Source organism: Thermococcus chitonophagus, from assembly GCF_002214605.1.
In the GTDB taxonomy this organism is placed as follows: Archaea; Methanobacteriota_B; Thermococci; order Thermococcales; family Thermococcaceae; genus Pyrococcus; species Pyrococcus chitonophagus.
This window is the reverse complement of record NZ_CP015193.1, coordinates 162,830-189,435: the sequence shown is the minus strand read 5'-3', so window position 1 is coordinate 189,435 and position 26,606 is coordinate 162,830. Positions and strand designations below refer to the sequence as shown.

The window sequence follows — 26,606 nt, the reverse complement described above, 5'->3', positions numbered from 1 at the left end:
CGGCACACTCTTATCACCGACAATATAATATTTGTAGTCCCGTATATACCTGTCGTATGCGAGAGATAATTAGGGAAGTTAGGAGAAAGATCATTGGTCATAGGGAAGTTTACCTTAGAAATGAGGAGGCGGTTAAGCAACATTTAATTCTCCCCCTACTTGAGGAGCTCGGTTGGAAAATCGATGATCCCTCTGAGGTCAGGCCCGAAGAGAAGACGGGTGAAGGAAGAGCTGATTACGCGCTGGTGAAGGGCGGTAGGGTAGTTGCCTTCCTCGAGGCCAAAAACCTAAATATTAACATTTCAAAGGCAGTCCCTCAGCTGGCCAAGTACTGCTTTGACATGGGGGTTGAGGTTGGAATAGTTACAAACGGAGCGAGATGGCTTGTTGTGAATGCCTTTGAACCTGGAAGGGATGTCACGGAGAGAGTCGTAGGGAGCATAGATGTACTTTCGGAGCCAATCGAAAGGTTAAGCTTGAAATTCATTGGGCTGTCTAAGGATGTTATTGAGAGTGCAATCAGATTTTATAAGAGCTTGGAGTTGCTTGAGAATTCTGCTAAGGATTTGGTAAAGCTTGGAGCTTCTGAGGTCAAGTTGGCCGAGTACATTCTCTCACTTCCGCTGAGGGGTTATGTGGTTGGCGTTGAGGACGTTGGTCCTTCCGACAGAATTCTTGGTGTTTACGTATTTGATGGTGGATGGAAGTTCATTCCCGTTGAGGGGAGGGAGCTTAAAGATGCTTTAGTTGCGGTTTTGAGGTACTTCCTCGACAAAAGCCCCGAGGAGGACAGAAGGGCTATTGAAGTCGCTATTAATAAGATAAGGGTTTTTGGCATAAAATATGAAAAAGCTGTATCCCTGTTGAGGGGAATTGAGGAAGAGAAAGGTGTGAAGATAAGGCTCGTTTTATAGCCAAGGAACCTCCCCCTTGATCTTCCACATACCAAGGAGCTTTCTGCTTCCCCATGTTGCCTGAACTTCAAAAGCTATGACCATGTCTTTATATACATCAATTAAATTGAAGCTGTTTCCAAAGGGATCCCTGTGGAGCTCCCAGCTTATGCTTCCAGCGTTTATTATTGGCGTTTTTTCAACCTTAACTGCATGAGCATTGCCTCCGTGTCCAGTCAGCGTTAGTTCAGCCTCTTGATCGGTGATGATCTTGAGGACATTTCCTGCATCCTCTAAATAACCGAGCTCTCTAGCCCTCGGAACTGGGACTAGATTGTGGTGCATTACTACAACCCTGAACTTCTCCCTGAAGTCTTCTAATAATCCTTTGAGGATTTTCTGCCCTATCCTCCCAACGACTCCTATCTGAGTTTCGTACTGGGCCGAGAGGATTGGAATGAAGACGAAATCGCCTTTCTCAATTACTTCGGTCTCCCCGAAGTACTCCTTGAAGAGGTCGTAGCCAAGGTAAGTTATGTCGTTATGCCCAGGAACTATTAGCTTCTCAGCCTTGACTTTCTCGTAGAACTCCATTGCCATCTCGTAGAACCTTTCTATGCCCTTTTCTACAACGTCACCGCAGTGAATTACTATGTCCGGCTTGTATCTCTCGTTTATGGCCTTAATTGCATTCTCAAGGACTTTCTTTCTGAAGTACCTCCTGTCCGAGACATTGCTTTCCGCAACTTGAACTATTCTCAGGAGTCTCTTTCCCTTTGGGATGAATATCTTGGGCTTTATTGGCCTATGCTCTTTCTCTTGTTCCTCCCCCGTAACCCTCCTTATCGTAACTTTAACGCCGTCCTTGGTTATCTTTACTATGTTGTAGCTGTTTACATCTCCCTTTCTCGTCTTCCTGCATGATGTACATCCCGCATTATCTACTACGAGATCCTCTACTCGGTACACGTTGGGGACATGCTTGTGGCCGCACATGTACAGGGTTACTTCGTGGCTCAGGAGCAGGTCGAGGATATCTCCGGCGTTAAATAGAACGTTCCTCTCCCTCCCGGTATCAGGAAGAGGAACTAAATGATGGTGGGCCGCGACTATCTTTATCCTCTTGTGACTGTACTCCTCAAGTTTTGCCTTGAGCCACTTGTACTTGTACCCTCCTATCCTCCCGTCGCTTAGGTCTGGTATCGTGGAGTCTACCCATATTACAACTCCGTCCTCAAACTCGTGAACGCCAAACAGGGGCCCGATGTACCTCTCAAAGAGCTCATACCCAACGTTTCTGGCATCGTGGTTTCCTGGGACGACTATTAGGGGTTTCTCTATCTTCCTTATTAGGTAGCTTGCGTGCTCGTACTCTTCCCTCAGCCCGTTGTTGGTGACGTCACCTGTGTGAATGACGAGGTCGAATGGTCTCGTGTTTATCTCGTTCGCTATCAAGTCGAAGGCATAGGACTTGAACGCAACTTCATTCGTTATGTGGGTGTCGCTTATGTGGGCTATGAGCATCTCCCCTCACTCCGTTGAAATTGCTGTTTCCAGCCTTCTCCTGCTTGCCTCTAAGAGATCGCTCAGGGTGAATATTCCCACTATCTTGCCCTCCTCTTCTATGAGAATGTGCTTTATTCTGTGCTCTGCCATCTTCTTCAGGACTTCTCCCAGGGGGGTGTTTGCATCGACCGTGATGAGATTTTTGGTCATTATCTCCTTTACTGGGGTTGTATAGGGTAGCCCAGGAACTATAACTCTTCTCAGGATATCGCTCTTCGTGAAGAACCCCACTACTTTGCCCTCGTCATCTATGACAACTAGAGAGCCAACTTCGAACTCCATCATCATCTTTGATGCTTCTTGAACCGTTGTATCTGGCTTAACGCCGAGAAGCTTTTTGGTCATGTACACCTTGACGGGAGCTCTCATGTCCATAATACCACCTAGTATAGATATAGGGTGGAAAGGGTTATATGTTTCCCGTTGTGATTGTCTAGCGTGAAGCTTAAGAGCTCAGAGAGAAGGGCCATTGGCATCTTGGCTTCCTTCTCTGTAGCATTTCTCCTAGCTTGGAGTAAGCGAGCATTTGAGTTTGGGGCAGTTGCCTTCCTTCTCATGTCTATAGTACTTGCAATGCATGCGGGGTGGAAAATTCGAGGAGAAAGATCCGATAGTCTTCTCACGTTCTTGAGGCTGTTCATACCAAAGTTTCTGGTTGGAGATGTGTTGACGCTCTATGGTATCTCCCTCTTTATTCTGTTCGCCATGACCCTCACCGCATGGCTTCCAGATGGTTTGGAGGAGGGAGATATAGTATTCGCGGTTTCTACTCTGATGTACACTTTTGGCCTGGTATTCCTGAGTGCTTGGGTCTTTGGAGTCCCTAGGAAGAGTACTCAACTCCCTGCGAGGGCCAAGTACCTTGTTGCCTCCCTGAGCATCCCAAACTGGGGGGATGATAGTGTGTTTGAGAGAGCTAAGTGTGAGGACTTCCTTCGGGGGGCAGTTTATGAGGGAAATAGGCCCCTAAACATAATTCCACTCTATGTGGCCTTAGCCTACCACAAAGACAGGCTTGAGGAAGTTTTCCTTTTAGTCTCCGATAGAGTTGCTGGTGAAATTGAACGGAGAGAATACATTGAGAGGTTTTTCTCAATGACGTCTAAATGTCTTAGCTTAAAGTTCGTCATAAACTTTGGAGAGCTGTTTCCTGGGAGAGGGGAGGTGGTCATTGGTGAAGGTAGGGAAGTTCACGTTCACTTCATAAGGATCGGTAGTGGCCAAGATATAAAGGAAGTTAAGAACTCGGTATCTACAGGACTCTCGGATCTCCTTGAAAGGGAAGGGAGTGAAGTCATTTTTGACATTACAAGCGGAACTGCGGTAATAAGTGTTGCAATGATACTCGAAGCCATAAAAGGTGATGCGAGGGCCGAATACCTGCTTCAAAATTGTGAGAAAGAGTACAAAACAGAGTGCATAGAGCTCATAGAGCTAACCTTATTCGACTTTGAAGACCTAGTTAGGGAGTTTAGGGAGTACTTTGAGAGGTTATATGAGAGTCCTTAAGGACGGGTAGAAGTACGCAAGCGTGAGGGAGAGGAGGGCTGTTCCTAAGATCCCATTGACGACATCATACGCCGATAGACCTCCGTAGTCCCTTTTAAGTAAGATAAGGTAGAGCGTAAGGAAAAATGCCTCTAGTATACCCGCATTCTTAAGGATGTCTGGAGATGCAATCCCTTGAAAGTATGGGAAGAGCTGGACCAATCCCCAGATTGCAAGACCTAGGGAAACCCACCTGAGAATGTATGGATTAACGGTGCTGTAGCCGTGGTAGTGCAGTTTTCCGCTGAGGAAGATAAGTTCGATGAAGGTGAGGATCATAAAGACAGCAATTAGTGCTATTATCAGCTTGTTTTCAGAGAGGACGTTGTGCAGGTGCTTGTATGCTAGTCCCTCACCTATGAGGATTAGTGTTAGGTAGTGGACGAACTTCAGCATGCCTTCTGGAGAGAAGACTATGCCGAAAAATATCGCCGCAAAGGCCAACAGCATAGCCCTACCCCAGAAGTTCGGTGATCCAATGATACCAGTCATCCAAACGGGTAGCTCTTTGTAATGAGTGATAACTAAGTAAAACGGGAGGATAAACGCCGTGTATAAGGACGGTGCGACTGGATAGTATATCTTCTCGTTCTCCCTCTTTGCGTACAAAAGATTTCCGAGGCCCTCTTGAAAGGAGTAAGGAATGAAGCCCAGAGGCCCCAATGTGAAGAAGTAGAAGGTTGCCAGGTCAATGTCCCCCTCGGCCATTTCCTCTATTATCGCGTTCTCCGTATATCCGATCATTAAACCAAAAACTCCCCAAATGAAGGCTGCCGCATCCGGATGCATATAGGAATTAAAGAATGCTACTGGAATTCCAAGGAGTGTTAGATAGTAAGCCTCTCTTTCTTTTCCAAACAGCAGGAGGGTAGTGAAGATCCAGAAAACCGTTAAGAATGGAATTGCATTAAAGAGTCCTTCTATGGTTCCGAATATGAACGCCAGCATGAGTCCGGTAAGCCTTGTCGAGAGAATTTCGAAAATGAAGTAGTCCCACCATGAAAAGGCAATGAAAAGCAGGAGCATTATAACCACAAATGGCTCTTTTAGGTATCCTTCTAGGTGTATCTTTCCATCACTAATTTGGGATATTATCTGGAAGCCAGTTATGGTGAGGAATCCCAAGACGAAGAATCCCAGGATCCTCCTCATCCCTTCCTAGCTTGGCTAAAGTAATTAAAAGGTTTCTGATGATATTCGGGCTAGGTGATACCATGACGAGGAAACTCTACTATGAGGATGCATACTTAAAGGAAGCCAAGGCGAAAGTTTTGGAAATAAAGGACAATGCTCTGCTTTTAGATCAGACGATATTCTACCCAACTGGCGGTGGACAGCCCCACGATAGGGGGACTATAAACGGCGTTGAGGTTTTAGATGTGTACAAGGACGAAGATGGAAACGTGTGGCACGTGGTTAAAGAGCCGGAGAAGTTCAAGGTTGGAGATGAAGTTGAGCTCAAGATAGACTGGGACTACCGCTATAAGCTCATGAGGATCCACTCTGCACTCCACCTACTTGAGCACGTTCTGAACGAAGTATTGGGATATGGAAAGTGGGAGCTCGTTGGCTCTGGGATGAGTGTCGAGAAGGGAAGGTACGATATAGCCTACCCTGAGAACATCAACAAGTACAAGGAGAAGATAATTGAGCTCTTCAACAAGTACGTTGACGAGGGCGGCGAGATGAAGATCTGGTGGGAGGGAGAGACGAGGTACACGCAGATAAGAGACTTCGAGGTAATCCCCTGCGGTGGAACCCACGTTAAGGACATCAGGGAAATCGGCCACATAAAGAAGCTTAAGCGCTCCAGCATTGGAAGGGGCAAGCAGAGGATTGAAATCTGGCTTGAGTAACTCTTTTATTCTCTTCTTGAGTTTTTAGTAGCATGATAGAGCTTCATCCAAGCGAGATAGCTAGGTTCTTCGAGCTTGATCACTGCCCCAGGTTCATGATATTCCTTCAAAAGAGGAAAAAAGGCGAGCTAAGGGAATACGAGGGAATTATTAGGAAGAAAGAGACTGAAGATAGGGAGCTGGCTAAGTGGGGTGAGGAGTTCGAGCTCCAGATATTGGGGGCTCTTAAGGGTGAGTTTGAGGCAATTTATGGCTTCTTTAGGAAAGGGGAGGATACAGTAACGAAGAAGTGGTTTGAAAAACACAACCCTGGGGGTATAATTGAATTTGAGAGCGAATATGACGCTGTTAAGACTCTCTTAAAAATCCTGGGGTCGCATGAAAACGTTCTAGTTTATCAGGCCCCCTTGACTGGAGAGATAGGGAAGTTCAAAATAAAGGGGAGGGCCGACTTTATCGCTAAGCGTGGGAGAAAGTATTACCTCCTTGAAACGAAGTTCACCAAGGAGGAAAAGCTACCTCACAGGGTTCAAGCCGTCATATATTCAATGCTCCTCTCAAAGCTTATTGATGGAGAGATAAACCTCTCGGTAGTTACAAGGGATAATGCTCCATGGCCTGCCAACTTTCTCAAGTTCCCTGATGACGTCCTTGAGTTCGTGTTCACGATCGAGGATACGCTATCGAGGGACTTCAGGGAAGTTGAGCCGTGGATAACCGTTAGATGCACCACATGCCAGTTTGAAGCCCTCTGCCTTTCTCAAGCTTTAAGCACCGGGGATCTTGGGCTACTGGGCGTGGCCCCAGGGGAGAAGAGAGTGCTCGTTGAGAACGGTGTTAGGGACATTCAGGACTTAGCTAACCTCTTCTCCTTCCCCTCAAACAGTCCCGTCGATTTTAGGGAGCCCGAGGTGAGGAACAGGGATGCAGTTAAGGAGATAGCGAGGAGGACGGGCCTTAACATCGTCAGGCTCTCAAGGATAGCTCAGGCTGTTCTCATGGAGAGGGGCGGAAGGGTTGAAAGACTGTATATCCCAGGCTCGGGCTACAACCTTCCCAAAGAGAGGGGAGAGTACTACAAAGACCTGGTTAAGGTCTTCATATACGTCCAGAAAAGTCCTATAACTGAAACTCTCATTGGAATTTCGGCCCTTGTTAAGGGTCCTAGAGGGATTAAGGGTCTTAAAGAGGAGAGGATAATATCTGAGATCGTGGAGGAGGCACCTATTGAGGTTCAGACAGGTCTCGAAGAGGAAGCAAAGATGCTGGAAAGGTTCTTCAAGGATTTAATAAACACAATAAAGGATCTTTCTCCCAGCGAGGATATATACCTACACCTCTACTTCTACACGAGGGGTCAGAGGGAGAGCCTAGTTGATGCACTCAGGAGGCATTACAATCTCTGGTGGAGCAAGCCCATAAGGGCAATCCTGAGCTTGAGGAGGGCCATAGACTGGGAGGGCTTTTCTATTCTAACAGATGAGCTCATAGAGAGGCATGCCCTCCCCTTCGCCCAGGGCCTCGGAATAATTCCGGTATCAATACAGTTCGGCTACAGATGGAGGAGTAACAGGCTCTTTGAGGACATTTTTAAGGTATTGGCGTGGAAGAGCAATGGGAGGCTCTTCCTGGGAAAGCTGGAGAGCGTTACCCGACATAACCCGCTCGAGGAGCCCCTCTATCCCGTGATAAATAGGGATGATGCTGAGCTTCCATTCACGCCGTTCTGGAAGGCCCTCGTTGAGATGAGCAATTCCAATAGCGAGGAGATAGCCTTGGGCCTTCACGACATCCTGGGGCAGGTAGTTGAGGCCATGGCAACGATAGAGAAGGGGATAGATGAGAGGTACAAGGATGGATTCGTGAAGAAGGAACCCATTAAGAGGGACGAGCTGGAGAACTTCGACATGGAGGATGGCTCTTTGGCCAAGGTTCTAATGGAGTACCTCCTCCTTGAATTCCACTCGAGAAGGGGAATGCTCGAAAAGTACTACAGGCTTCCCCTCGACGTTAGAGCTTACTCGGAGAAGACGGCCATAGTCAAGGTGACTAAGGTAGAGAAGGGCAGAGAGTGCAGGATATGGGGCCAGCTCGTAATTCCCGGAGAGAATGGATTTGCCAGGTACTCACCTGATGAAGTTTTGGTCGATATAGATGAAGATTCATGGGTGGTTGTAACTCCCCTTGACAGCTTGGGAGAGGATGATCCGGCCAGAATAATAAGGAGGATGCCCCTGGGAATAGTTGAGGCAATAGACCACAAGCATGGAGGCATTGTTATAAAGCTCATCTCACTTCGGAGGATGAAGTTTACCTTCCCCCACTTTGGCTATAAGTGCATGAACGGTGAGGTTGTAATCAACGGCGTGAAGGTCAGGGCCGGTAACTATCTGGTCTTAGATCCAGCAATCGATGACATAGGCATGTCTAGGGCCTTTGAGATCCTCGAAAACATAGATAACCACGTGATCTACGATCTGCTCAGGAACCTATACGAGGACAACCCTGAAGTCGACGTTACCGTTGATCTGTGGGATGAAAGCTCCGTTGAGGAGTTCTTGGCAAGCATTGAGCATTTAAACGAAGAGCAGAGGGCCTTCGCTTCGGACGTGAGGCATAGGCTGGTAACCCTCCAGGGTCCCCCAGGAACCGGGAAAACTTCCGGAGCCTTGGCCCCCGCCATACTCGCTAGGGCCTACGCCACACTCAAGAAGGGAAGAAGTGCCCTCTTCCTTGTTACCGGCCTCTCTCACAGAGCCGTGAACGAGGTTCTCCTGAGGACTTACAGGCTGATCCAGGATATGAAGGGTAAGTTTCCCCTACTGGATAGAGTTCGGCTGCTCAGAGGAGTTTCTGGTGAGGAAGCGATCGAGGTCATAAGGAAGGATCTCGGCGTGGAAGTTGATTACGTGTTCAAGGAGATCAAGTTTTCGTCAGGTCAAATGAGCCTCTTCGGTGGTGGGAAGGTCGAGATACTCTTCGCAACCCCTCAAACGGCCCACAGATTGCTCAAGAACGTTAAGGGTGTTGATTTGGTTGTAGTGGACGAGGCCAGCATGATGGATCTTCCCATGTTCCTCCTTGCCACTTCTAAAGCCAGAGGTCAAGTCCTCCTAGTTGGAGACCACAGGCAGATGCAGCCAATACAGGTTCATGAGTGGGAGCTCGAGGACAGGAAGACCATAGAGAGGCACTTCCCATTCCTCTCGGCCTTAAACTTCGTGAGGTTCCTCAGGGGAGAGTTAGATGGGAGGGAGCTTAAGAGATTCAGGAGAATTCTAGGCAGGGATCCGCCAAAGCTGAACGGGAAGAAGGATGAGCTACTGCCGATGTACAGGCTTAAGGAAACTTATAGGCTACCTCAGACCCTAGCTAGGTTGCACACCGAGCTCTTCTACTCCTTCGATGGGATAGAGCTCAGGAGTGCAAAGAAGCCCAAGAAAGAGGTTTTAGATGCTTTGAGGAGGGCCGGAAAGGATGAGTTCCTGGGCTTCGTGCTTGATCCTGACTACCCGGTGGTGTTGATTGTCCACGAAGAGGGAGAATCTACGAAGGTCAACGAGCTCGAGGCCTCTCTAGTCGAGAGAATAGTCAATGCCTTAGAGAATGTTGGTGTTGGGGTCGTCGTTCCCTACAGGGCCCAGAAGAGGCTGATAAGGTCTAGGATTGACGTGCAGGTTGATACGGTTGAGAGGTTCCAGGGCGGGGAGAAGGATGTTATAATAGTCTCAATGACCTCGAGCGATCCGGCTTACCTCTCGAAGGTCATGGACTTTCTCTACGATCCAAACAGGCTCAACGTTGCCGCGAGCAGGGCTAAAGAAAAGCTGATAATGATAGCCTCACGGAACATCTTCACCCTGACCCCCAGGGATCTTGACACCTTCGAGCTTGTCAGGCCGTGGAAGAGGTTCTACGTGAGGATGAGAGAAGGGGAAAGGTTCGAATGGAAGGTTGGAGATGTAAGAGTTGAGGCCTATCGGATGAAGTAGCGTCATTTTAGCATGGTGAGTATCCTCGAGTATTCAAAGTTCCTGACCTTAACAGTTTCGTCTCTCCAGTCCCTGTGGTTCTTGCCTCTCCAGATCCCCAGGATTGAGTATTTCCCAACCTTTAGCTCACCTAAAAGGACGGCTAGTGTGTATATGCTGTCCCTGAGTTCCTCCCACGTCCCCTCTAACGTTGATCCGAAGGAAAACTCCCACTCAAGCTTAAATGGAATTAGTCCAGTTCCGGAGTACGCCTCCATTTCAGAATACGCCGTGTCATCTGTTGTTACAACTATAACGTTTGCATCCTTTTCTTCAGCGAACACCTTGTAGTCCAGGGCTATTTTCGTATCCCCCTCTGCAATCTCCTTAGATTTCGTTCTCTCGGCACCGAGCATCTTTATCTTTTCCAGCTCAATGCTTCCCAGCATGGCAAGCCTCGCTTTTGGAGTTGGCTGGTTCGAGAACTCTCCGTACTCCCTTCCATAGGGGAGCTTCTGGTTGAGCTTTTTCCCAACTTCCTCGGCAACCTCGTCGGAGTATACGAAGTCCACTATCAGGTTGCCCCTTTCCCTGAACCTTGGATCCTCCAGAATCTTTGAGGGAACCATGAAGTACAGGGCATTCGTATCGAAACCGATGTATATGGGCCTTTTTGAGGCTCTCAAAGTCCTTATGAGGCTTATTAATTCATCCCAGTTTCTGAACTTTGCCAGGCCCCCGGCTATTAGGGCCTCCTTGACGAGGTTGTAATTCCCATGAACATCATCATTTAAGTCTATGAACGAGGGAACCGTGAATTCAACTTTCTTATCGAGCCTTACTCTGCCAACTAATGCGTTCCCAACTTTCACCGTGAAGACGTCCTCACCATCTATGTACATAGAGTTTATCACGGCCATCAGGTCTTCTCTCCTTATTTTGACTTCCTGGGGCTCATCCTTCTTCCTTCCTGGGAACTTAACGTTACCTCTTTTTCCCGTTAGATGCTCCTTGAAGAAGAGCTGTTGCTCTACCATTGGTATTTCAAAGAGTAGCCTGCCCATGTACCTCCTGAAGTCTTGGAGGTGCAGGTAGACTATCTCTTCAACGTTATTTATCATCCCAGCACCTAGCATTAGCGCGCTCATGAATTTCCTTCCTGGGGTTATATCCACTATGACCTCTTCTCTTCTCAGCGACTGCAGAAGCGATGAAACCTTATCCCTGAACTCTATTGGGTTTTCTTCAGAGAACTTCATTGATTCATCCGCGATAATTTCTATGTCAACGTTGTAGGCCTTCTTTAGTCTCTCGATTAGTTCTGTGACTTTGTTTAGCACATCAGTGACTTCGTCATTCCAAAACAGGTAAATCTTGTCGGGAACCCAGGAATAAACTTCAACTAGGAACCATAGGGGGTTAAAGACCGCCTCGGGTGAAGTTCCAACAGAGGTCACATAAACCTTCATCTTGATCCCCTAGAATATTATCTCCCTGCCCTCAATTAAGCCTAACTCGGAGGAGTACTCAATGTCTATCCCGAAAACACCGAAGATTGAATAGACTTTCTCGTCGATTATCTTTGCCTTTTCGAGTATCCATATGGGGACGTTCACGGTGTTCTCTATAACGTAAACTGTGGCCTCTAGCTTTTCCTCGTCACTCATCTTACCCCAGTTTTCCGCGAACTCTACAACTTTATCCCAGAAGTTCCTGGGAACCGCTGGTAGGGATATAAAGGTGTCCCTCGTCGATAGCCACTTCTCTCCAGCTTTAAACCTGTGGATCGTTCTCAGCCCGTGTTTGTGGAGCCACTCCTCTTTAAATGCCCTCTCATACTCGTCCCAGAGCTCCTCGTAATAGCGGTCATTAACTGCTAGGAAGTCTAGTTCACTTTTTGCGCTCTCTAACTCACCAATTAATGTCAGGGAGATGGAAATTGCCCTCTTGGTGTAGGGTAAATACCTCTCGGGCGTGTAGAGGTGTACAATGCCATTCCTTAACCCTCTCCTGTTCACCCTCCCAAACCTCTGTATCAGGGAATCTACGGGCGAAACCTCGGTGAACATTACGTCGTAGTCTATGTCCAGCGAAACCTCCACCACCTGAGTTGCAACTAGAATTCCGGACCTTATCTCCTCAACAAGCCTCATCTTCTCCTGCTTGTCCCTGACCGTGAACCTCGAGTGGAAGAGGTAAACGTCATCCCTGTGCTCCCTCAGGGCCTCGTACAATTCTCGGGCCTTAGTAACGGTATTAACTACCACTAGGACTTTTCCCTTTGCATTAACGATTTCATCTATTGCATCCATTATTCCGTAGTCGTGAAACTTCACGGTAACCCTCTTCCTACTTGCGTACCTCTCCCTGACCTCTTCAAAGGGGATTAACTCTTTTAATCCGATTTCCTTGAGCTTTTCTTGGAGGAGCGAGGGCATCGTTGCCGACATTAAGGTTACCCTAGTCCCCAGGAACTTCATTGCAAACTCAATACCTTCAAGGATCAGGCTCATCGTGAACGGTGAGTAGGAATGTATCTCATCAATTATCAGGTGGGCCCTCCTCAGGGAGAATTCCCTCAGTGGAAATCTGAAGTAGTTGAGGAAAGCCAAAAGCACTTGGTCAATGGTTGAGACGTGGATCTTCTTCATGGCGTACCTGTTTATTAGCCTCTCATCGAGCCTTCCCTCTCTGTAGAGGGAGTAGAAGAGCATACTATGTCCAAAAGATACCTTCTCCTTTCCGAACATCTCCTCAAGCCTTCTCCTGATTCCCTCCACGGTGGTTATTGTCGGGAGGGTGTAGACTACTTTCACTGACTCTGGGGTCGCTAATAGGCTAGTTTCAGTCTTTCCGTCTCCCGTTGGGAGGAGGAAATAGCCGGGGCCTTTTCCGATGACTAGGAGTTGATAACCCCTAGGTTTGAAGCCCCTCCTCCTGAGGTATTCCAGAACCCTCTCATGTACGAATTCCTTATTCGTGTGGTACATCTCCGGGCTTAGCGATGCACTTTCGAGCCAATCTGCTAACCTTAAAACCCCGTTAAATAGAGAGTAGAGGTTCCTGAGCTCCTCTGGAGAGTACTCATTAGTTCCAAACTCGAAAAAATCTGGAAAGACTTCATCCCTTAGCCAGAGTACAGTTTCTGCCGGCTTTGAGATTACCTTGCCGTTAACTATCAGCTTCTCATCTCTCTCTATCTCATCCTGGTAGAGGTTGACGTGGAAGTCGCTGTGGTGGGTTAATATCGAGAGGAGGGCTATCTCCTTATATGGGCTCTCGCAGTCGATGAACCTTGAAGCGAGCTCGATTCCCAAATAAGCGTGAGGAGGGGCCCTTCCACCTCTCTTTAACTTCTCCTGGAATCTGTCATCTATCTTCCCTATGTCGTGCAAGAAGACGTGCTGGAGTATGCAATCTTTGAGTTCCCCACAATTTATCCTATCGAGGAGTTTTTCGGCAATTCTCTTAGCCCTTTCAGAGTGATCATAGAGGGTTTTATCTGGCTTTGCAAGCTTCTTCCTCAGTATCCCTATTAACTCATCCATCCCTCACACCCAACAAAAATCTTTGTAGGAACATTTTTTGCAATAAGGCTTTTTAACTGCCTTTGGTGGTTTGTCCGATGCAATTATCTCTTCTATCTCCTTTATGGCGTCCTCAAGAACCCTAATATCTTCCCTCGTTAGCTTTATTTCCTCCTGCCTCCCCTCCTTTGGATACGAGATAATGCCTACAGCCTCAATTCCGGCCTTTTTGAGATAGTAGAGGTAGTATTTTAGTTGCCACTTCGCGGGCTCTTCAAGCTTCGAGCTCTTCTTTATCTCTATGACCCTGAGTCCTCCTTTCCTCTTTATGGCGTCGATCTTTATGTCTTCAAGCAGTATCTCCTTCCAGTCCCCCTCCCTAGCTTCCTCGTGAATTATCTTTCCTATTATCATGTCGTCGTTCTCGAAGTCGAAGTTTACGCCCCTCGAAAAGAACCAGAGCTCCCTCTTGCACGTGAAGTAGTACTGTATCATAAGCCCAGTTACCCTCATAGTATCGTCTCCACGGGGCTTTTATCAGTTCCAATAACGTGGAGGTTAAAGTTCTTGTAGGGAAGCTCGTAAATTAAGACCGAATCCTCATCCTTTACTATCCTGCTTAACCTTCTCTTGAGCTCGTACAGCTGTGCCTTACTCAACTCCCCCTCGAATACGCTGTTTTGCCTCCAGAAGAGGTAAGTCTTTAGGAGCTTGTGGACCCTGTTAACCCTCTCAACGGAGACATCGTAGACAACTATAACGTACATCACCACCACGCCCTAAGGGCCTTGTACTCCTTATCCCCCAGGACGTGCTTCACGAGGGAATAAGCTTCAAGCCTAATAAGATACCTTATTGAGACCTTTCTCTTGAGCTTTGGGTGCATAACTTTCCTCTCGAGCTCATCATTGAGCTCCTTCAGGAATATCCTTAGGCCCTCTCTGTTTAGTAGGACACCAACGTCCCTTGAGAAGTGCTCCTCCTTTATCTTCCTCCGGTTCACTAACCTTAGTATCACCCTGAAGACTGTTATTGGCTTGAATATGTCCGCCAAATCGAGGGATAGGGAGTACCTCCTTTCTAATGGTTCGTGCAGGAAGCTTATGGCGGGGTGGAGGTAGGTCTTTCTGATTTCGGATAGGGTTACAGTGTAGAGAACTGAGTTCCCATAACTTATCATTGCATTTACCTCATCCCTCGGTGGCCTCCTGTTCCTCTCATCGAAGGAGAAGTACTTTAGCATTCCAGCAAAGTTTTCGTAGAATGCTTTCCATAGCTGACTTTCGATCCCCATGAGTTCCTGGGCGCTCTCTCCTCTTACCTCGATCTCCTCAATGTCCATTGGGTCCACGCTCTGGGATTTGAGTAGCCTTATCATCGAGGCCTTTATTCCGTTCAGGAACTCCCTGGCTATATAGGCTCTCTTCTCTTTGTCGAGGTAGTGGGAGGCTTGGGCTATCACTATAGCTCCGCTAATCTGGCCTTCGGCGGGCATGAAGGAGCCTCGGTAATAGCCATACTTATTGTAGAAGTGCACGGGAACGTCGTTATCTGCAAGTAGCTTTATTACCCCACTGGTTAATGTTGTGGGAGCGAAGCAGTGGATCTCACTTATGTTCTGTATTGGCAAAGCTTTCTTTCCGTTCTCGTTCACGAAGAAAACTGTATTTGCCTTTCTCTCCAATATCCCGGGCTGGGTAATATATATTGGGCTTTTCATAGCCTCCAGCCCACTACTAAGTACTACGGAAAATTATCAAAAGCTAATTAGGAAAATGCATCATTTCTTTCCACACTATTCAGTTCTACGGAAACTATGGCTCCGAATATCAGGAGTAGGATCGCCAAGATCAAATATGGACTTTCCACACTATTCAGTTCTACGGAAACCATAGGGGGAATCAAGGAGAGCGGAATAAAGAGCATCGGCTTTCCACACTATTCAGTTCTACGGAAACGTGTTGAAAACGCAGAGCAGTTGGTACAGAAGATAATCTTTCCACACTATTCAGTTCTACGGAAACTGATTTTGGTGACACATTTGATGGATCAAGAATCCCTCTTTCCACACTATTGAGTTCTACGGAAACCTTCGAGGCCCTCGACAGGGCCCACGCCAAGATCGTCCGCAACTTGACCTTTCCACACTATTGAGTTCTACGGAAACTTATAAAATTGGGATTTGAGGAGCAGGAAGTTAGTGTCTTTCCACACTATTGAGTTCTACGGAAACACAAACAAAGGACAGGCAGAACAGCGGGCCATCACTCCAGAAAGCCTTCTTTCCACACTATTGAGTTCTACGGAAACTTCAGAAGGGCCAGCAGGATGGCCGAATGGCGCTTTAGGAGGATCCACTTTCCACACTATTGAGTTCTACGGAAACATACTACCCCAAGTAACCACCTACGTTAGAACCCACCCAGAAAAACTTTCCACACTATTGAGTTCTACGGAAACACAACTGCTAGGGTAGCAGGCTTAGGGTTCTTGAGATCTTTCCACACTATTTAGTTCTACGGAAACCCAGCCAGCCGTATTTCTTAGCCCCGGTAAACAGGCCCCTTTCCACACTATTTAGTTCTACGGAAACCAAGTGCGGCAGGTACAATTCATACGGACGACTTAGCTTTCCACACTATTTAGTTCTACGGAAACCTGAGATTGCAGGGATAGAGGGGGCAGAGCACTCGATAAAAGTCATTCAAGAAATTTTGTTTCCACACTATTGAGTTCTACGGAAACTGGAGTTGTTGAAAAGGACGAACTGTCGAAAGAGTGGATTTTCGTTTCCACACTATTGAGTTCTACGGAAACGAATTTGCAAGGAGTCATGGATTGAGCAAGTTTGTAGTGTTTCCACACTATTGAGTTCTACGGAAACGCTTTCCCCGCATTGGGGGATATCGTTGTCAAGGCCATGTTTCCACACTATTGAGTTCTACGGAAACGGAAAACTCGTTGGAGGAGCCATAGGCTGGCTTATTGAGTTTCCACACTATTGAGTTCTACGGAAACTCCCAGGATGGATCAAGGAGGGTGCCAAGAAGGCGATGTTTCCACACTATTGAGTTCTACGGAAACTTTGGGGTTTTTGGCTTTGTTCGACTGATACTCTCTTCTGAGGGCTTAAATAATTTACTTTCCTGGGAAACCCGTAGCACTGTCATTCCTTTATAAACTTACCCTGAAAATAACGGGGCCAGAAAATGACAATAATTCACTAACCCACCCTTACAAACCCGTAAAATCAACTTCCAAACAATCGAAACTAAGTAAACTCGAAAAAGTTCGAGGCGTTAAATTAATCCAAAAATGCAAGTTAACTAAAACTCCTAGACTATCCAATTTAAGGTTTCTATGACTTTAAATCAAGAATAGGGCCAGGAGAAGTTATAACCACCTAGTTAGCTAAAACATCCAATAAATTACCACTAACGAGATACTCTCAGAGCAAAAATTTATAATACGACATTAAACCCAGTAGTTCCCAACCTAAACCCTTAATCCAGAATTCCAGACCCGAGCAGGCCTTCAATAGGATAAAACAACGCCAACAAACCCAAAACCAACAAATGAAAAACCCAACATAACAAAAAATAACACAAAAAAGAAAAATAGTAACACTAAAACACGAACACCGGTTCCCCATCGAAGAGCACAACTTTCAGGGGCTCTTCGAGCTCGACGAAGCCTCCAGAGAACGCAACGAACTTCCCATACACCGCTCTCCTACTTTTGCCCTTAACGGTAAAGTCAACTGGAGCCTCGTACATCCTGGGGACTTGGATCCTCTTCCTAAGGGGTTTGAACTCCTTTATCTTTGCATCCCCAGGGAGAACACTCCTTAGCGTTGTTTCTTCCCCTTCCTCAACGTTCAATATCTCAACGAACTTCCTTCCGTTGGGATAAAAGAGGCTCTCGCTGTCGCCCATGTAGGGGACGTACACAGGATCCTGTAAGGCATCATATGCCCTCTCAATTACCTCCTCCTCACCAAGGAAGAACATCCTGAACCTCGGCTTGTACAGGGAAACCCTCGTTATCGGGTAGCTTGGGGAGTAGGGGTTCTTGTATATCGCACTTACCTCCTCAATCCTTTCCCCAGGATCCTCTATTATCACGCCATACTTTACCTCCCTCACCAGTTGGAGGAAGTTTCTCTCACCGAGTCCCATTGCCCCAGCAACCATTCCTATAGCTGTCGTCTTTGGCGGAAAAGGATAGGTCTCTAAAAGTAGGGAGGAGTGGGGGACCCTGAAGTGCGCCTGAAGGGGCCTTGCGTCCACCACAAGTCCAAGCAATTTCACTCACCGAGGCCTATTTTCTCCATCTCCTCCTTCAGGTCTTTCATGCTCATTATCTTCACGTTGTCCCAGTCCTTGAACGCCTCCTTAAGCTCTTCAACGTTGGCGAACCTGCTCTCAAATAGCCCTATGTAGATCTTTTCTATGTTGTCTCTGAAGGCCTCAAGCGTCTCCTTGAGCCTCTCCACGTCTAGAACGAACTTCCCGTCAACGTAACCTTCCTTGACCCGTAATGCATCTCCAACCACTGGTATCTTCCTCCTCAGTAATACCACAACTGCAATCTCAGGGTACACCTTGGTGAAGAAGTTGCTTAGCTTAGCCCCACCGTGGTACTCTAGGATGGCCTTTATTATCGCCCTAAGCCTCTTCTCCCTCTCCTCCTTTGGTAGGACGTAGAGCGTTACCTCATTGCCCGTCGGATCCCTCTCCCTCCTGACTTCAAGGCCCTCAAGCCTTGGAACCTCTAGGCCCTCCTTGAAAACCCCAAGCCTGTCAACCTCTATGAAGAAGTTCCCCCTCATGACGTTTGTAGTTATCTCGGTCTCGTATATGTTGTGCTGATCCCCCGTCGGATCGTAGCGAACTCCAAAGTCCCTGTCCTCCTGGTAGGGGAATATCGACATCATTCCGTTAGTTCTCACGACCGCGGTTCTCCTTAGGGTGGCGTTCTTGCCCTCGACTTTCTTGGCAATCATGTAGCCGAAGAGGTCATCGTCTATGTACCTGTGTGGCTCTCCCTGGGAAACTATGACTTTCTGCCCACCTTCAGCCCTGGGGACTATCTGGCTGAGCTCCCAGCCTAATTCTTTGAGGATCTGCCTTAGGTGGTACTTCACGCTCTGCCCCGAGATCCTAACGTACTCCCTCCCGTCCACTGGATCCCTTACCTTCTTTAAGACCGAGATTACCCCCTCGGTTCCGTTCGAGTTTAGATTTGCCCCCTCAACCTTTGTTAGGGTAACAACTTCAATTGCCTTCATCTTCACCACCGTGGATCGCGTTTAGCATACCGTTCAGGAGGATGGCCTTCAAAACCTTCCAATTCTTCTCGTTCTCGTAGAAGGGCCTAACGTCCATACTAATTTCGAGCTTGGCCTGCAGTTCGACAAGTTTGTTCATGAATTCCTCAAAGCCCCTGGCCCTGAAGAGCTCCCAGAAGTACTTCTCTAGGTTCGTTCCCTTCACTTTCTTCCCCAGGGAGTAGCCCAGCCCGTTTATCCTTTCAAAAACCTCCAGGTTCAAGATATCACCTCCGAAGGCTTCAAAATACGCGCGAGCCCAGGGAAGATAATATCTCGGCACCCTCAACTTTCTCTTCACCCTCTCAATGAATATCTGGTTCAGTAAGATAAAATCGAACTTTCCGTCCAGCAGTTTCGAGAAGAACTTCTCCCTCTCGAGCGTGTTCTTCTTTTTATCCTTACCCCTTGGAATAACGAGGTCGTCAAAAAAGCCCTTCACAACCTTCTTCTCCGCTAAAGTTGCCAGGAACTTCGTGAGCTCTACGAGCCTAGTCCCCTCCACGATAGTTGATCCGTAGAACTGGCCCGAGCCGTAGACTAGGTATGCCCTTATACTCCTCTCGATATCGTAGGCTTCCTGTATCATCCTTCTTCCCCTGAGGAAGTCAACGAAGTCGTAGAGGACTGAGAAGAACGCCTCGTTCCCGTGGTAGGGCTTTAAGCTGAGCTTTGTTACTACCCTGTCCCTGTTTACATTCGATTTCTCCTTCCAGAACTCCCTGAACAGGTAGGAAAATCTTCTAAATGCCCTGCTTTCACCTTCAAAGAAGAACTTGAGCTTATCCTTCCCTCCGATGGGGACTACGTAGAGGTATCCCATTGCCGAATAGAGCTTGAAGGCGTGTTCTAAGCAGAAGGTCAGCCTGTTCTTTTCGTTTACTATAGAATCTATCTTCCTCTCGAAAGGGTATATGAAGGCCCTGTTCTCAACGACTTCTCCCTCCCTACCGCAGATTGAGCATACTCCCTTCCTCCTCTTTAGAAAAGCATCTAGTATGCTCTTACTAGTTACGGCAACTTCGAAGCCGTAGCTCTTTAATAGCTTGAGGGCTTGGGCGTCATCTTCCACCGGAATTAAGTCGAGGGTTAGGGCCTTTATTGGTTCGAGGTACTTCTCCTTAACCACATCTTCACTAACTTCCTTTACTCCAATTCTTTCCAAAAATAGTTCGCCATTCCTCATATATGGGAGGAGCACTTTAACCACCCAAAATCCTCGATATAACCCTCCATGGATCTTCCATCTTCCCTCCGTAGAGAACCCGATCCTTAGTATACCTAAAAAGCACGTCCTTCTCTCTCTTTACCTCCACTAGGTTAGCTTCGAGGCCAGCATGGGCTAAGAAGTTCCTGGGGTCTACCTGGGGGTTTGCATTCGGGAAGAACTCTCTTAGCCTAGTCCACTCCTTCACGTCTCCAACCCTTGTTAGTATCCTGTCTATTTCCTTTCTTGTTGATGCCCCGATTCTGCCTTTGAACACCCTATCCGCTATTTCGAAAAGCTCGTCGGCGGATAATTCTTCCTTGGGCAGGTTCATATCCTCTAGGAGACAGTTGATAACCCTAACCTGAAAGGCGAGCTTTGATAGCGTTGCGAAATCTTTTCCTAATCCAATCCTCCTCTCGAGGGTCTTCCCTTGAACTTCGGTATTTTCCCTAAACTCGCAGAGGGCCTCATCCAGTATTTGAAGTATTTCGGTTAGATTTGGGTGAGTGGTTGCTAGGAGTAGGGGTAGTCCAAGTAATATTGAAGAAGTCCAGAGATTGAGCTTCGCCGAGTTAATCCTGAACTTTGCCATTATTCTGCCAAATTCAGCGTTCTCGAGGGAGTAATTTTTGAGTACCCGTTTCCCTACCTTCTCGCTTACTGGTCTCTCTACAATATTCCTCTCCTCTATCACGTTTACACCTAAGCTTGTGACTCAGGCCGTGGGTTATGTCGAGGTGAACCTCGAGATCTTTCACTGGAATCTCCCGGGAAAGCCTGTAGGTGAGATAGTAATAGGCGTCCGTTGGATGCCCCAGGAACTCTCCGTTGGGGAACTTCCCAGTTCCCGGATCACTATTACCTCTGCCTCAACTCCAAGCTCCCTCAGGAATTCCCTGGCCCCTTCCTCGACTTCTCTCTCCGCCCTTTCTAGATCACTTGCGAGGGTATCCGGCAGGATAACCATGGTTTTGTCCGGTTCAATCGCATCGTGAAGGAGGGGGAGCGGGGATTTCGATTTCATGCGTTTACCTTCGAAGTGGTACTCCACTTCACTCCAGCTCCTGAAGTTCCCCCAGGGGGAAATCAAGACCTTCATAACTCTACCCACCCCATTGGCATTCCGTCTGCAATTCTCCTGGTCTTGGGAAATACTGAGGAAATGCTCTTTCCTTTGGGTTTTTTACCAAGTCCCAGCTTTTTCCTAACCCTCTCCCATTTCTGACCTTTCCTCTTTAGGAGAAGGCCTATGGTGTTAGACACCCAGCCCTTGCCCCAACCTATTCTCAGGAGGTTTGACCCCCTAATTCCGTCAATCCTAGCCAATTCACCATAGAAGTCCTCAACTGCCTTCCAGATGAAATCTTCCAATTCCTCACCTTTACAGTGCCAGAGGAGGCCGTTGAAGTAGCTGGAGTTCCTCTCTGCTAAGTCCTTGTCAAACTTAACCTCAACGTTGAACGTGGTGTTCGGCTCTAGTGCTTCGACCCACACTGGAATGTCAACGTCTGCTCCAATAATCCTGACTTCATAAACTGCTAGATTCTTGAGCTGTACCTTTGAGGAATCCCTAACGATGAGGGCTCTCAGTGGATCCCTCTTGGGTTCGTGCCTTACTCCACCCCTTCCAATATCGAACCCGAAGACTATCGCCTCTAAGAGGTCGTCAATTGTCCTTAAGTTTACCCCCTTCCTCCTTTGGGAGGCCCTCTTGATCTCCATATCGATGTAGTGGATGTAGTAATCGAGGATATCGCTATTCGCGGGATGTCCTATGCCCCTTATAAGCCCCTGCACCGCTATTGGATCTTTCCCTGCTACTTTTGCCCCTTCTTTTAGGGCTTCTATAACCGTGAGCGTGTTTCCACACTCCTTGATGATCTCATACATTACTGCAGTCCTTATTGCCCCCTTTATTGAACTCCCGGGAATGTAGGGCTTTCCATTTTCCTTTATGAACTCCCTTATCCTCGAGCTCATTTTCCCTATCCTGCCCCTCACCTTAAGTTTGTACTTAGCGTACTGCTCCGGATTTATCCTGTACTCGGCGAAAAACTTCTTCCAGACGTAGAGGTCTTCAGTTGGGTTCCTTATCATATCGAGGATCTCTCCTATATCGGCTCCAAGCCTCTGCAGGTCGTGCACTAGCCTTTCGACGTCCAGAACTAGAATCTCATTGTCCCTAGGATAGAAGTCTATTGGCGTTAGCTCGTTCCCGTTTCCTATGTGGAGCGGAGTTAGAACGTTCATAGAGCATCCCTCGGGGCTTCAGCTTTAATTGGGAAGGCCTTTCCGTTCACGTAAATTTTAAACGGGAGGCCTAGATCGAGCTCGATCATCTTTCCTGGATCGTCTCTGATCACGGATCCCTCCAGAACCATTGGCACCTTTGGCTTCCTCCTCCCCCAGCTCCATCCCCCGATCTTCTCGACCTTCCACAGGATCAGCGAGTTCTCATTCCTCGGGTACATCGGGGATAAAGTGACGAAGGCGTTTCCCTGGGGCTCGTCTATGTAGACTTCCGTTATTTCCGGCACGAACAATCCGTAGCCCCAGGTTCCCTTCCCTCCAATCCCATGATCCCCCAGGAAGTTCATTGCGGGCCCTATGTACCTCTCAAAGAAATCTTTTGGCCCGTCATATAGGAAGTAGAGACCACCATTTTCCTTGAACACGACTGCATCCCAGAAGTAAATTGAAGAGTCCTGGGAAACCCTGTCCAGCGAAACCTTTGGTATCTCCACCCTCTTGTAGGGAATATCTTTCACCGTGAACTCTTGGAGCCTTATGGCCTTCTCAAATGCGTCTAAAGGTATGTAAGGCTTCTCTCTTGTCTCCTTGATCTTTGAGATGTCTCCCTTGAAGATCTCATATAGGCTTGCTTCGGCGTTCAGGGGGAAAGGAAGGAAATACTCTTCTCCCAAGTAGGGAAAAGCAGAGGAAATCCTGGCTTTCTCGCTGAACTCCCTTATGAACTTTTCTGTTTCATAACCCCCGTAGATCTCTCTTACGGCGTTGGCTATCGCTCCGAAGAGTGTGGTGGCCTTCGGGATTTCCCTGAAGGGCCCCTTCGGAATCATCTTAATTGCTAAGTACTTGCCCACAACATCTAGCCCCCTTGGGGTTTTATCAGGCTTATAACATCGCTTATGTTGTTCAGTAACTCTTGGACGCTCTTGTACTGTTTAGTGGATTTTATTTTCCCTTCATCGCCGGTCTCGTAGAACTCCCTGGGCTTGAACGCTATCCTCTTGATGTGGAACTTGACCTTACCGTACCCCCTGCTTCCGGAACCTCCAAGGTAGCTGTCCTCTAGGAGAAGCATCGACATAAGGAGATGCTTTAGATCGTCTTCCACCTCATTTAGATCTTCGACCGTGTAGATAATCTCAAAGTTGAACCTTGCTCCAGCGACAACTCTTTCAGTAGTCCTGGGGTTAGCCTGGGATGTTATCCTGTCTATTCCGACTTCAATTTTAGCCTCGGTGATCTCTTCTCCCTTCCTCCACTTCTCCTTCCACTCCTCCGTTAGGAAGGCATCCCTAACTATTACCCTAGAGGGGAAGTTACTCTCCTTTCCGCTCGCCCCGAACAGCCTACAGACTGGACAGTTCCTTGCTTCCTCGTATGTGTTGCAAACGTGGATCCAGATGTTATGCAGTTCTCTGTTGAAAAACCTCCCACAGTTCTCTTTCCCTATTTCCCTGCAACTACCTTTCGTGTAATTCTTTAGCCCTTTGTACTGATCCTTAAGCTCATCGAGTTTCGAGTTGACATAGATCTCGAAGAGGGACCTAAGCCTCCCCTTCAGGGAGGAACCTGGGATGTATGGCAGACCTGTGTGCGGATCCTTTATAACTGGATTGTCAATTCCACCTATCTCGGAGATATCCCTCTGCGCCCCTATGTGAAGACCCGTGAGAGCCTCGATCTCTCCCTCTATAATGACCTTACCATAAAATTCCCTGTTCATTTCTCCTTCCCTCCTAAAAACCTATGATAAGCGACTATTGCTTGGAGGAAATCGAAAAACTTGCCAAAATTATTGACCGCGAAATTGTTGTCTTCACTCATCTTTTTCAGTATTGGTTCCAGAACCATATACAAGTGCTCCAATGCCTCTCTGGTATTTTTCTGCGACTTTCCTACCGTGTACGCCAAAAGAAGCCTTATTCTTGCAACATCGTCTCTTATGTCTTCATCCCTTCCGGTCTTTACTTTCAACTCGACGTTCCTTACCATCTCAAGTATCTTCCTTATCTGGTTAGTTCTCAGATCTTTCGAAACTAGATATGAGGCTATTGTTATCGCATAGTCGAGGGTTTCTCCTGGCTCCCAGTCTTGGAAGTTTTCAGCCTTTCTTGCTATCTCCTTAACCTTCGGCTCCACCTTGCTCCAGTAATTTTTGTCCATCTTCAACTGGTTCTTAACAACAAAAGGATCCACAAAATCACCCCCTAACGGCCATGAGAATAACTTTCAATATCCCATCAACCCAATAAATCGGCTGGGGCTTCTCCTCCTCTAATGTTTTGGAGTCTATACCCAGAATCTTCCTAAACACTTCCTCGACCTCATGCCTAGAAAGGTGATATGCGAGGAGATAAGCCCATCTTACATCCTTAGGATCCCTGACATAGAGTTCCCTGAGCTCGAGTACCTTGTGGAGTAGCCCTTTCTTATCCCTGAACTTTCCGGTTAACCTGCCATCACTGTACACTTTCCTCCCAATCTCTCTCCAAAAGTCCATGTAAATATCCCAGGGATAAGAGATTCTCCATCCTGTTCTCTCGATTACGTAGATGGCGTCTCTTCCCTCCTCTTTAGCCTTCTCTAACCTCTCCGTCATCACATCCGCGATCCTGTATATCGGTGTCTTCGAGTGGAAGTAGCCCAGGGCTATTGAAATTGTAAGGCCTTCTCCCGTGTACTTCCTGAAGGCCTCCCTTATCCTGAAGGCAAGCTCAAAAATCTCGTTCCAGCTCCCCACTATGAGGAAATCATCTCCACCGGCGTACACGACGACTACATTTGGATTCTCCTTCCACTCTCCCAGGGAGGGAACTTCCCCAATAATATCGGAGTAGTACCCCCGAATTACTCCCTTTAGGTAGAACTTGAAGAAGTAGTCCATGAACCTTGAAGCGGTAGCGTACTCTGATATTGACTTTCTATTGGCGAAATACTCTCCCAGTTTATCAACGTCCCCCTTTATAACTCCAATTCTCTTTGCTCCCACTGACTCTTCCGCGAGTTCATTGAAGTTTATTACCCTCCCCTCCTTCTCCCTATAGTAGTCGGCGACTATGTAAGGAACGAAAACCATGTCCGTCCTGGGAGGGCTGAAAGTGTTCTTCATCAGGAGGTACTTCCCTTGCAGTTGCCCCTCATATGGTAGAAACTCCGAGAAGGGCCCCGGAATCCCTTCCCCAGTTATTTTGTCTGTGAGAACGAGGCCTTTCTCCATCTTTATTAGCTTCTCTCCCAGGAACCAGAGAGCGTGACAGGTTTCACAGACTTTTGCTACCTCTCCGTCTTCAAACCCTAATTCCTTTAGCTCCTCCTCTGGAACCTCAACGCCACAGATTTGGCACTCCTCTAACCTGCCTCTGTCTCCAACCGTGAAAACATTGTTTACAAACTCGAACCTCTTTAGTTTTCTTATCGTAACCTTTTTCTTCAGCCTCCCCCTGACTTTGTTGAAATCCTTCATTAACTCTTCTCCCGTGCATTCTTCCCAGTCAATTCCTATGTACAGCCTCCCTTCAAACTTCTTCCATAGCCACTCCGTCACCTTTCTTCTGATATCCTCAAGCTTGTTCCTTGCCCCCTTTGTGTTCTGAGCTATTATCATGAAGTGCCCGCCGGCGTTGAAGACAACATTGGCAAGTGTTAGGTCTAAATCCTCTATTATCTTGAGAACGATGTCCCAGCCTATCAGCTCCAGGTAGGCACTCCTTGCCCTAAGGTACTTGAGCGTCCCCTTCCCACTCACCGAGTATATGAAGTTCTGAATTCCGGAAAAGTCACCCTCTACAAGGAGGAGGTTCTTCTCCCTCATGCACCTTTCAGCTTCTTCGACGCTTCCTGGCCTACAGCCAGCGTTGTACAGGGCTAGCGCGATAGCTGAAGTCATCTTAAGGTGGTCGTAGAGGGATATCACGTTGTTTTCCGTCGTGACAGAACTAACGAAGGTTAAGTGCTTCTCCAGAATAGGCATTACCTTGTCGACTCTTAGCTCTACCTTTTTCAAGTCTTCCTTGAGCGCTTTAACGAGCTTCCTGTACTCTTCGCTCGTTATCCCATCCACTTCTCCCGGGATGGGCAATGTCTCTAGGTTGAGCTCATAAAGGGGATAACCTAAGTTTCTGTTGAAGACCGACTTCAGGGGTCTTCTAATATCATATCCTTTTTCTTCTTCCCTCTCCTTTGAGGAAATGTTGTCTGCTACGTAGACAACATATAGAGCAATCTTTATGTCGTTAGGGATATTAAGCTCTCTCACTTCTTCCATATACTTCTTATGATGGAACCTTGAGAAGAGGGCAAGAATTTCGTATTCCTTGACTCCAGTTTTCTCCGCAAGATCGAGGAGAAAGTTGTGGCCTTGAATTGAATGATCTCCATTATAAAGGCGGGCCCTTTGGACGGGCTTACCTATGTCGTGAAGGAGGCCTCCTAAGGCTATTAAGTCCCTTATATCCAC

Annotated in this window: 22 protein-coding genes and 1 CRISPR repeat array; of the genes, 4 read left to right on the top strand and 18 right to left on the bottom strand. The window is 47.4% G+C overall.

Going from position 1 to position 26,606, the window contains the following annotated elements; genetic code table 11:
* Positions 1-56: 56 nt before the first annotated feature.
* The gene (locus tag A3L04_RS01125; protein ID WP_068575936.1) at positions 57-914 is read left to right on the top strand and encodes a type I restriction endonuclease; all 858 of its coding nucleotides are present in this window, start codon (positions 57-59) and stop codon (positions 912-914) included.
* Here the strand turns inward: A3L04_RS01125 and A3L04_RS01120 are convergent.
* A complete protein-coding gene (locus tag A3L04_RS01120) occupies positions 909-2,417 on the bottom strand; it encodes a metallophosphoesterase family protein (RefSeq protein WP_068575933.1) in 1,509 nt (502 codons plus the stop codon). The genes A3L04_RS01125 and A3L04_RS01120 overlap by 6 nt on opposite strands.
* Positions 2,418-2,423: 6 nt before the next feature.
* Complete coding sequence (locus tag A3L04_RS01115) at positions 2,424-2,834, bottom strand: CBS domain-containing protein (protein ID WP_068575931.1); 411 nt, start codon at positions 2,832-2,834, stop codon at positions 2,424-2,426.
* Between the two features lie 63 nt (positions 2,835-2,897).
* On the opposite strand from A3L04_RS01115, the gene A3L04_RS01110 reads away from it, so the two are divergent.
* Positions 2,898-3,968, top strand: a complete 1,071-nt coding sequence (locus A3L04_RS01110) for a hypothetical protein (RefSeq protein WP_068575929.1) — start codon at positions 2,898-2,900, stop codon at positions 3,966-3,968.
* On the opposite strand, the gene A3L04_RS01105 is transcribed toward A3L04_RS01110, so the two are convergent.
* The gene (locus tag A3L04_RS01105) at positions 3,951-5,159 is read right to left on the bottom strand and encodes a hypothetical protein (protein ID WP_068575927.1); all 1,209 of its coding nucleotides are present in this window, start codon (positions 5,157-5,159) and stop codon (positions 3,951-3,953) included. The genes A3L04_RS01110 and A3L04_RS01105 overlap by 18 nt on opposite strands.
* A gap of 62 nt (positions 5,160-5,221) precedes the next feature.
* Here A3L04_RS01105 and A3L04_RS01100 point away from each other — a divergent pair, with 62 nt between their 5' ends.
* Both A3L04_RS01100 and A3L04_RS01095 read left to right on the top strand, forming a co-directional pair.
* On the top strand, positions 5,222-5,863 hold the full coding sequence (locus A3L04_RS01100; protein ID WP_068575925.1) for an alanyl-tRNA editing protein: 642 nt from the start codon (positions 5,222-5,224) through the stop codon (positions 5,861-5,863).
* Between the two features lie 32 nt (positions 5,864-5,895).
* Positions 5,896-9,855 carry an AAA domain-containing protein gene (locus A3L04_RS01095; RefSeq protein WP_231963808.1) on the top strand — a complete coding sequence of 1,320 codons (3,960 nt, stop codon included), beginning with the start codon at positions 5,896-5,898 and terminating at the stop codon, positions 9,853-9,855.
* 2 nt (positions 9,856-9,857) lie between these two features.
* Here A3L04_RS01095 and A3L04_RS01090 read toward each other — a convergent pair whose 3' ends face one another.
* The 15 genes from A3L04_RS01090 to cas10 all read right to left on the bottom strand — a co-directional run bounded on the left by A3L04_RS01090 (position 9,858) and on the right by cas10 (position 26,606).
* Positions 9,858-11,303, bottom strand: a complete 1,446-nt coding sequence (locus A3L04_RS01090) for a hypothetical protein (RefSeq protein ID WP_068575923.1) — start codon at positions 11,301-11,303, stop codon at positions 9,858-9,860.
* Between the two features lie 9 nt (positions 11,304-11,312).
* Complete coding sequence (locus A3L04_RS01085; protein ID WP_068575921.1) at positions 11,313-13,382, bottom strand: CRISPR-associated helicase/endonuclease Cas3; 2,070 nt, start codon at positions 13,380-13,382, stop codon at positions 11,313-11,315.
* A gap of 3 nt (positions 13,383-13,385) precedes the next feature.
* A complete protein-coding gene (cas4, locus tag A3L04_RS01080; RefSeq protein WP_068575919.1) occupies positions 13,386-13,874 on the bottom strand; it encodes a CRISPR-associated protein Cas4 in 489 nt (162 codons plus the stop codon).
* On the bottom strand, positions 13,871-14,128 hold the full coding sequence (gene cas2 / locus A3L04_RS01075; protein ID WP_068575918.1) for a CRISPR-associated endonuclease Cas2: 258 nt from the start codon (positions 14,126-14,128) through the stop codon (positions 13,871-13,873). Before cas2 ends, cas4 begins: the two co-directional genes overlap by 4 nt.
* Entirely contained in the window at positions 14,128-15,081 is a 954-nt protein-coding gene (cas1b, locus tag A3L04_RS01070) for a type I-B CRISPR-associated endonuclease Cas1b (RefSeq protein WP_068575916.1), read from the bottom strand. The genes cas2 and cas1b overlap by 1 nt, the downstream gene beginning before the upstream one ends.
* Before the next feature lie 66 nt (positions 15,082-15,147).
* Positions 15,148-16,445: a CRISPR direct-repeat array (repeat unit 29 nt; unit sequence CTTTCCACACTATTGAGTTCTACGGAAAC).
* Between the two features lie 542 nt (positions 16,446-16,987).
* Positions 16,988-17,671, bottom strand: coding sequence for a CRISPR-associated protein Cas5 (gene cas5, locus A3L04_RS01065; protein WP_331711194.1), 684 nt, complete (start codon positions 17,669-17,671; stop codon positions 16,988-16,990).
* A complete protein-coding gene (gene cas7i / locus A3L04_RS01060; RefSeq protein ID WP_068575912.1) occupies positions 17,668-18,651 on the bottom strand; it encodes a type I-B CRISPR-associated protein Cas7/Cst2/DevR in 984 nt (327 codons plus the stop codon). The genes cas5 and cas7i overlap by 4 nt, the downstream gene beginning before the upstream one ends.
* The gene (locus tag A3L04_RS01055; protein WP_068575910.1) at positions 18,638-19,891 is read right to left on the bottom strand and encodes a hypothetical protein; all 1,254 of its coding nucleotides are present in this window, start codon (positions 19,889-19,891) and stop codon (positions 18,638-18,640) included. Before A3L04_RS01055 ends, cas7i begins: the two co-directional genes overlap by 14 nt.
* A 1-nt stretch (position 19,892) precedes the next feature.
* Positions 19,893-20,594, bottom strand: a complete 702-nt coding sequence (locus A3L04_RS01050) for a TM1812 family CRISPR-associated protein (protein ID WP_088859093.1) — start codon at positions 20,592-20,594, stop codon at positions 19,893-19,895.
* Positions 20,595-20,654: 60 nt separating this feature from the next.
* Complete coding sequence (locus tag A3L04_RS01045; RefSeq protein ID WP_068575907.1) at positions 20,655-20,999, bottom strand: TM1812 family CRISPR-associated protein; 345 nt, start codon at positions 20,997-20,999, stop codon at positions 20,655-20,657.
* Complete coding sequence (gene csm5, locus A3L04_RS01040; protein WP_068575905.1) at positions 20,996-22,150, bottom strand: type III-A CRISPR-associated RAMP protein Csm5; 1,155 nt, start codon at positions 22,148-22,150, stop codon at positions 20,996-20,998. Before csm5 ends, A3L04_RS01045 begins: the two co-directional genes overlap by 4 nt.
* Entirely contained in the window at positions 22,147-23,004 is an 858-nt protein-coding gene (csm4, locus tag A3L04_RS01035; protein ID WP_231963807.1) for a type III-A CRISPR-associated RAMP protein Csm4, read from the bottom strand. The genes csm5 and csm4 overlap by 4 nt, the downstream gene beginning before the upstream one ends.
* A 5-nt stretch (positions 23,005-23,009) precedes the next feature.
* On the bottom strand, positions 23,010-23,873 hold the full coding sequence (csm3, locus tag A3L04_RS01030; RefSeq protein WP_068575903.1) for a type III-A CRISPR-associated RAMP protein Csm3: 864 nt from the start codon (positions 23,871-23,873) through the stop codon (positions 23,010-23,012).
* Positions 23,870-24,346 carry a type III-A CRISPR-associated protein Csm2 gene (csm2, locus tag A3L04_RS01025; RefSeq protein ID WP_068575901.1) on the bottom strand — a complete coding sequence of 159 codons (477 nt, stop codon included), beginning with the start codon at positions 24,344-24,346 and terminating at the stop codon, positions 23,870-23,872. Before csm2 ends, csm3 begins: the two co-directional genes overlap by 4 nt.
* A gap of 4 nt (positions 24,347-24,350) precedes the next feature.
* A complete protein-coding gene (cas10, locus tag A3L04_RS01020) occupies positions 24,351-26,606 on the bottom strand; it encodes a type III-A CRISPR-associated protein Cas10/Csm1 (protein WP_068575899.1) in 2,256 nt (751 codons plus the stop codon).

Bases quoted from the DNA above. Each gene is read 5' to 3' on its own strand.
- A3L04_RS01125 (WP_068575936.1), top strand. From the start codon at position 57: ATGCGAGAGATAATTAGGGAAGTTAGGAGAAAGATCATTGGTCATAGG.
- A3L04_RS01120 (WP_068575933.1), bottom strand. From the start codon at position 2,417: ATGCTCATAGCCCACATAAGCGACACCCACATAACGAATGAAGTTGCG.
- A3L04_RS01115 (WP_068575931.1), bottom strand. From the start codon at position 2,834: ATGGACATGAGAGCTCCCGTCAAGGTGTACATGACCAAAAAGCTTCTC.
- A3L04_RS01105 (WP_068575927.1), bottom strand. From the start codon at position 5,159: ATGAGGAGGATCCTGGGATTCTTCGTCTTGGGATTCCTCACCATAACT.
- A3L04_RS01100 (WP_068575925.1), top strand. From the start codon at position 5,222: ATGACGAGGAAACTCTACTATGAGGATGCATACTTAAAGGAAGCCAAG.
- A3L04_RS01095 (WP_231963808.1), top strand. From the start codon at position 5,896: ATGATAGAGCTTCATCCAAGCGAGATAGCTAGGTTCTTCGAGCTTGAT.
- A3L04_RS01090 (WP_068575923.1), bottom strand. From the start codon at position 11,303: ATGAAGGTTTATGTGACCTCTGTTGGAACTTCACCCGAGGCGGTCTTT.
- A3L04_RS01085 (WP_068575921.1), bottom strand. From the start codon at position 13,382: ATGGATGAGTTAATAGGGATACTGAGGAAGAAGCTTGCAAAGCCAGAT.
- cas4 (WP_068575919.1), bottom strand. From the start codon at position 13,874: ATGAGGGTAACTGGGCTTATGATACAGTACTACTTCACGTGCAAGAGG.
- cas2 (WP_068575918.1), bottom strand. From the start codon at position 14,128: ATGTACGTTATAGTTGTCTACGATGTCTCCGTTGAGAGGGTTAACAGG.
- cas1b (WP_068575916.1), bottom strand. From the start codon at position 15,081: ATGAAAAGCCCAATATATATTACCCAGCCCGGGATATTGGAGAGAAAG.
- cas7i (WP_068575912.1), bottom strand. From the start codon at position 18,651: ATGAAGGCAATTGAAGTTGTTACCCTAACAAAGGTTGAGGGGGCAAAT.
- A3L04_RS01045 (WP_068575907.1), bottom strand. From the start codon at position 20,999: ATGAAGGTCTTGATTTCCCCCTGGGGGAACTTCAGGAGCTGGAGTGAA.
- csm5 (WP_068575905.1), bottom strand. From the start codon at position 22,150: ATGAACGTTCTAACTCCGCTCCACATAGGAAACGGGAACGAGCTAACG.
- csm3 (WP_068575903.1), bottom strand. From the start codon at position 23,873: ATGAACAGGGAATTTTATGGTAAGGTCATTATAGAGGGAGAGATCGAG.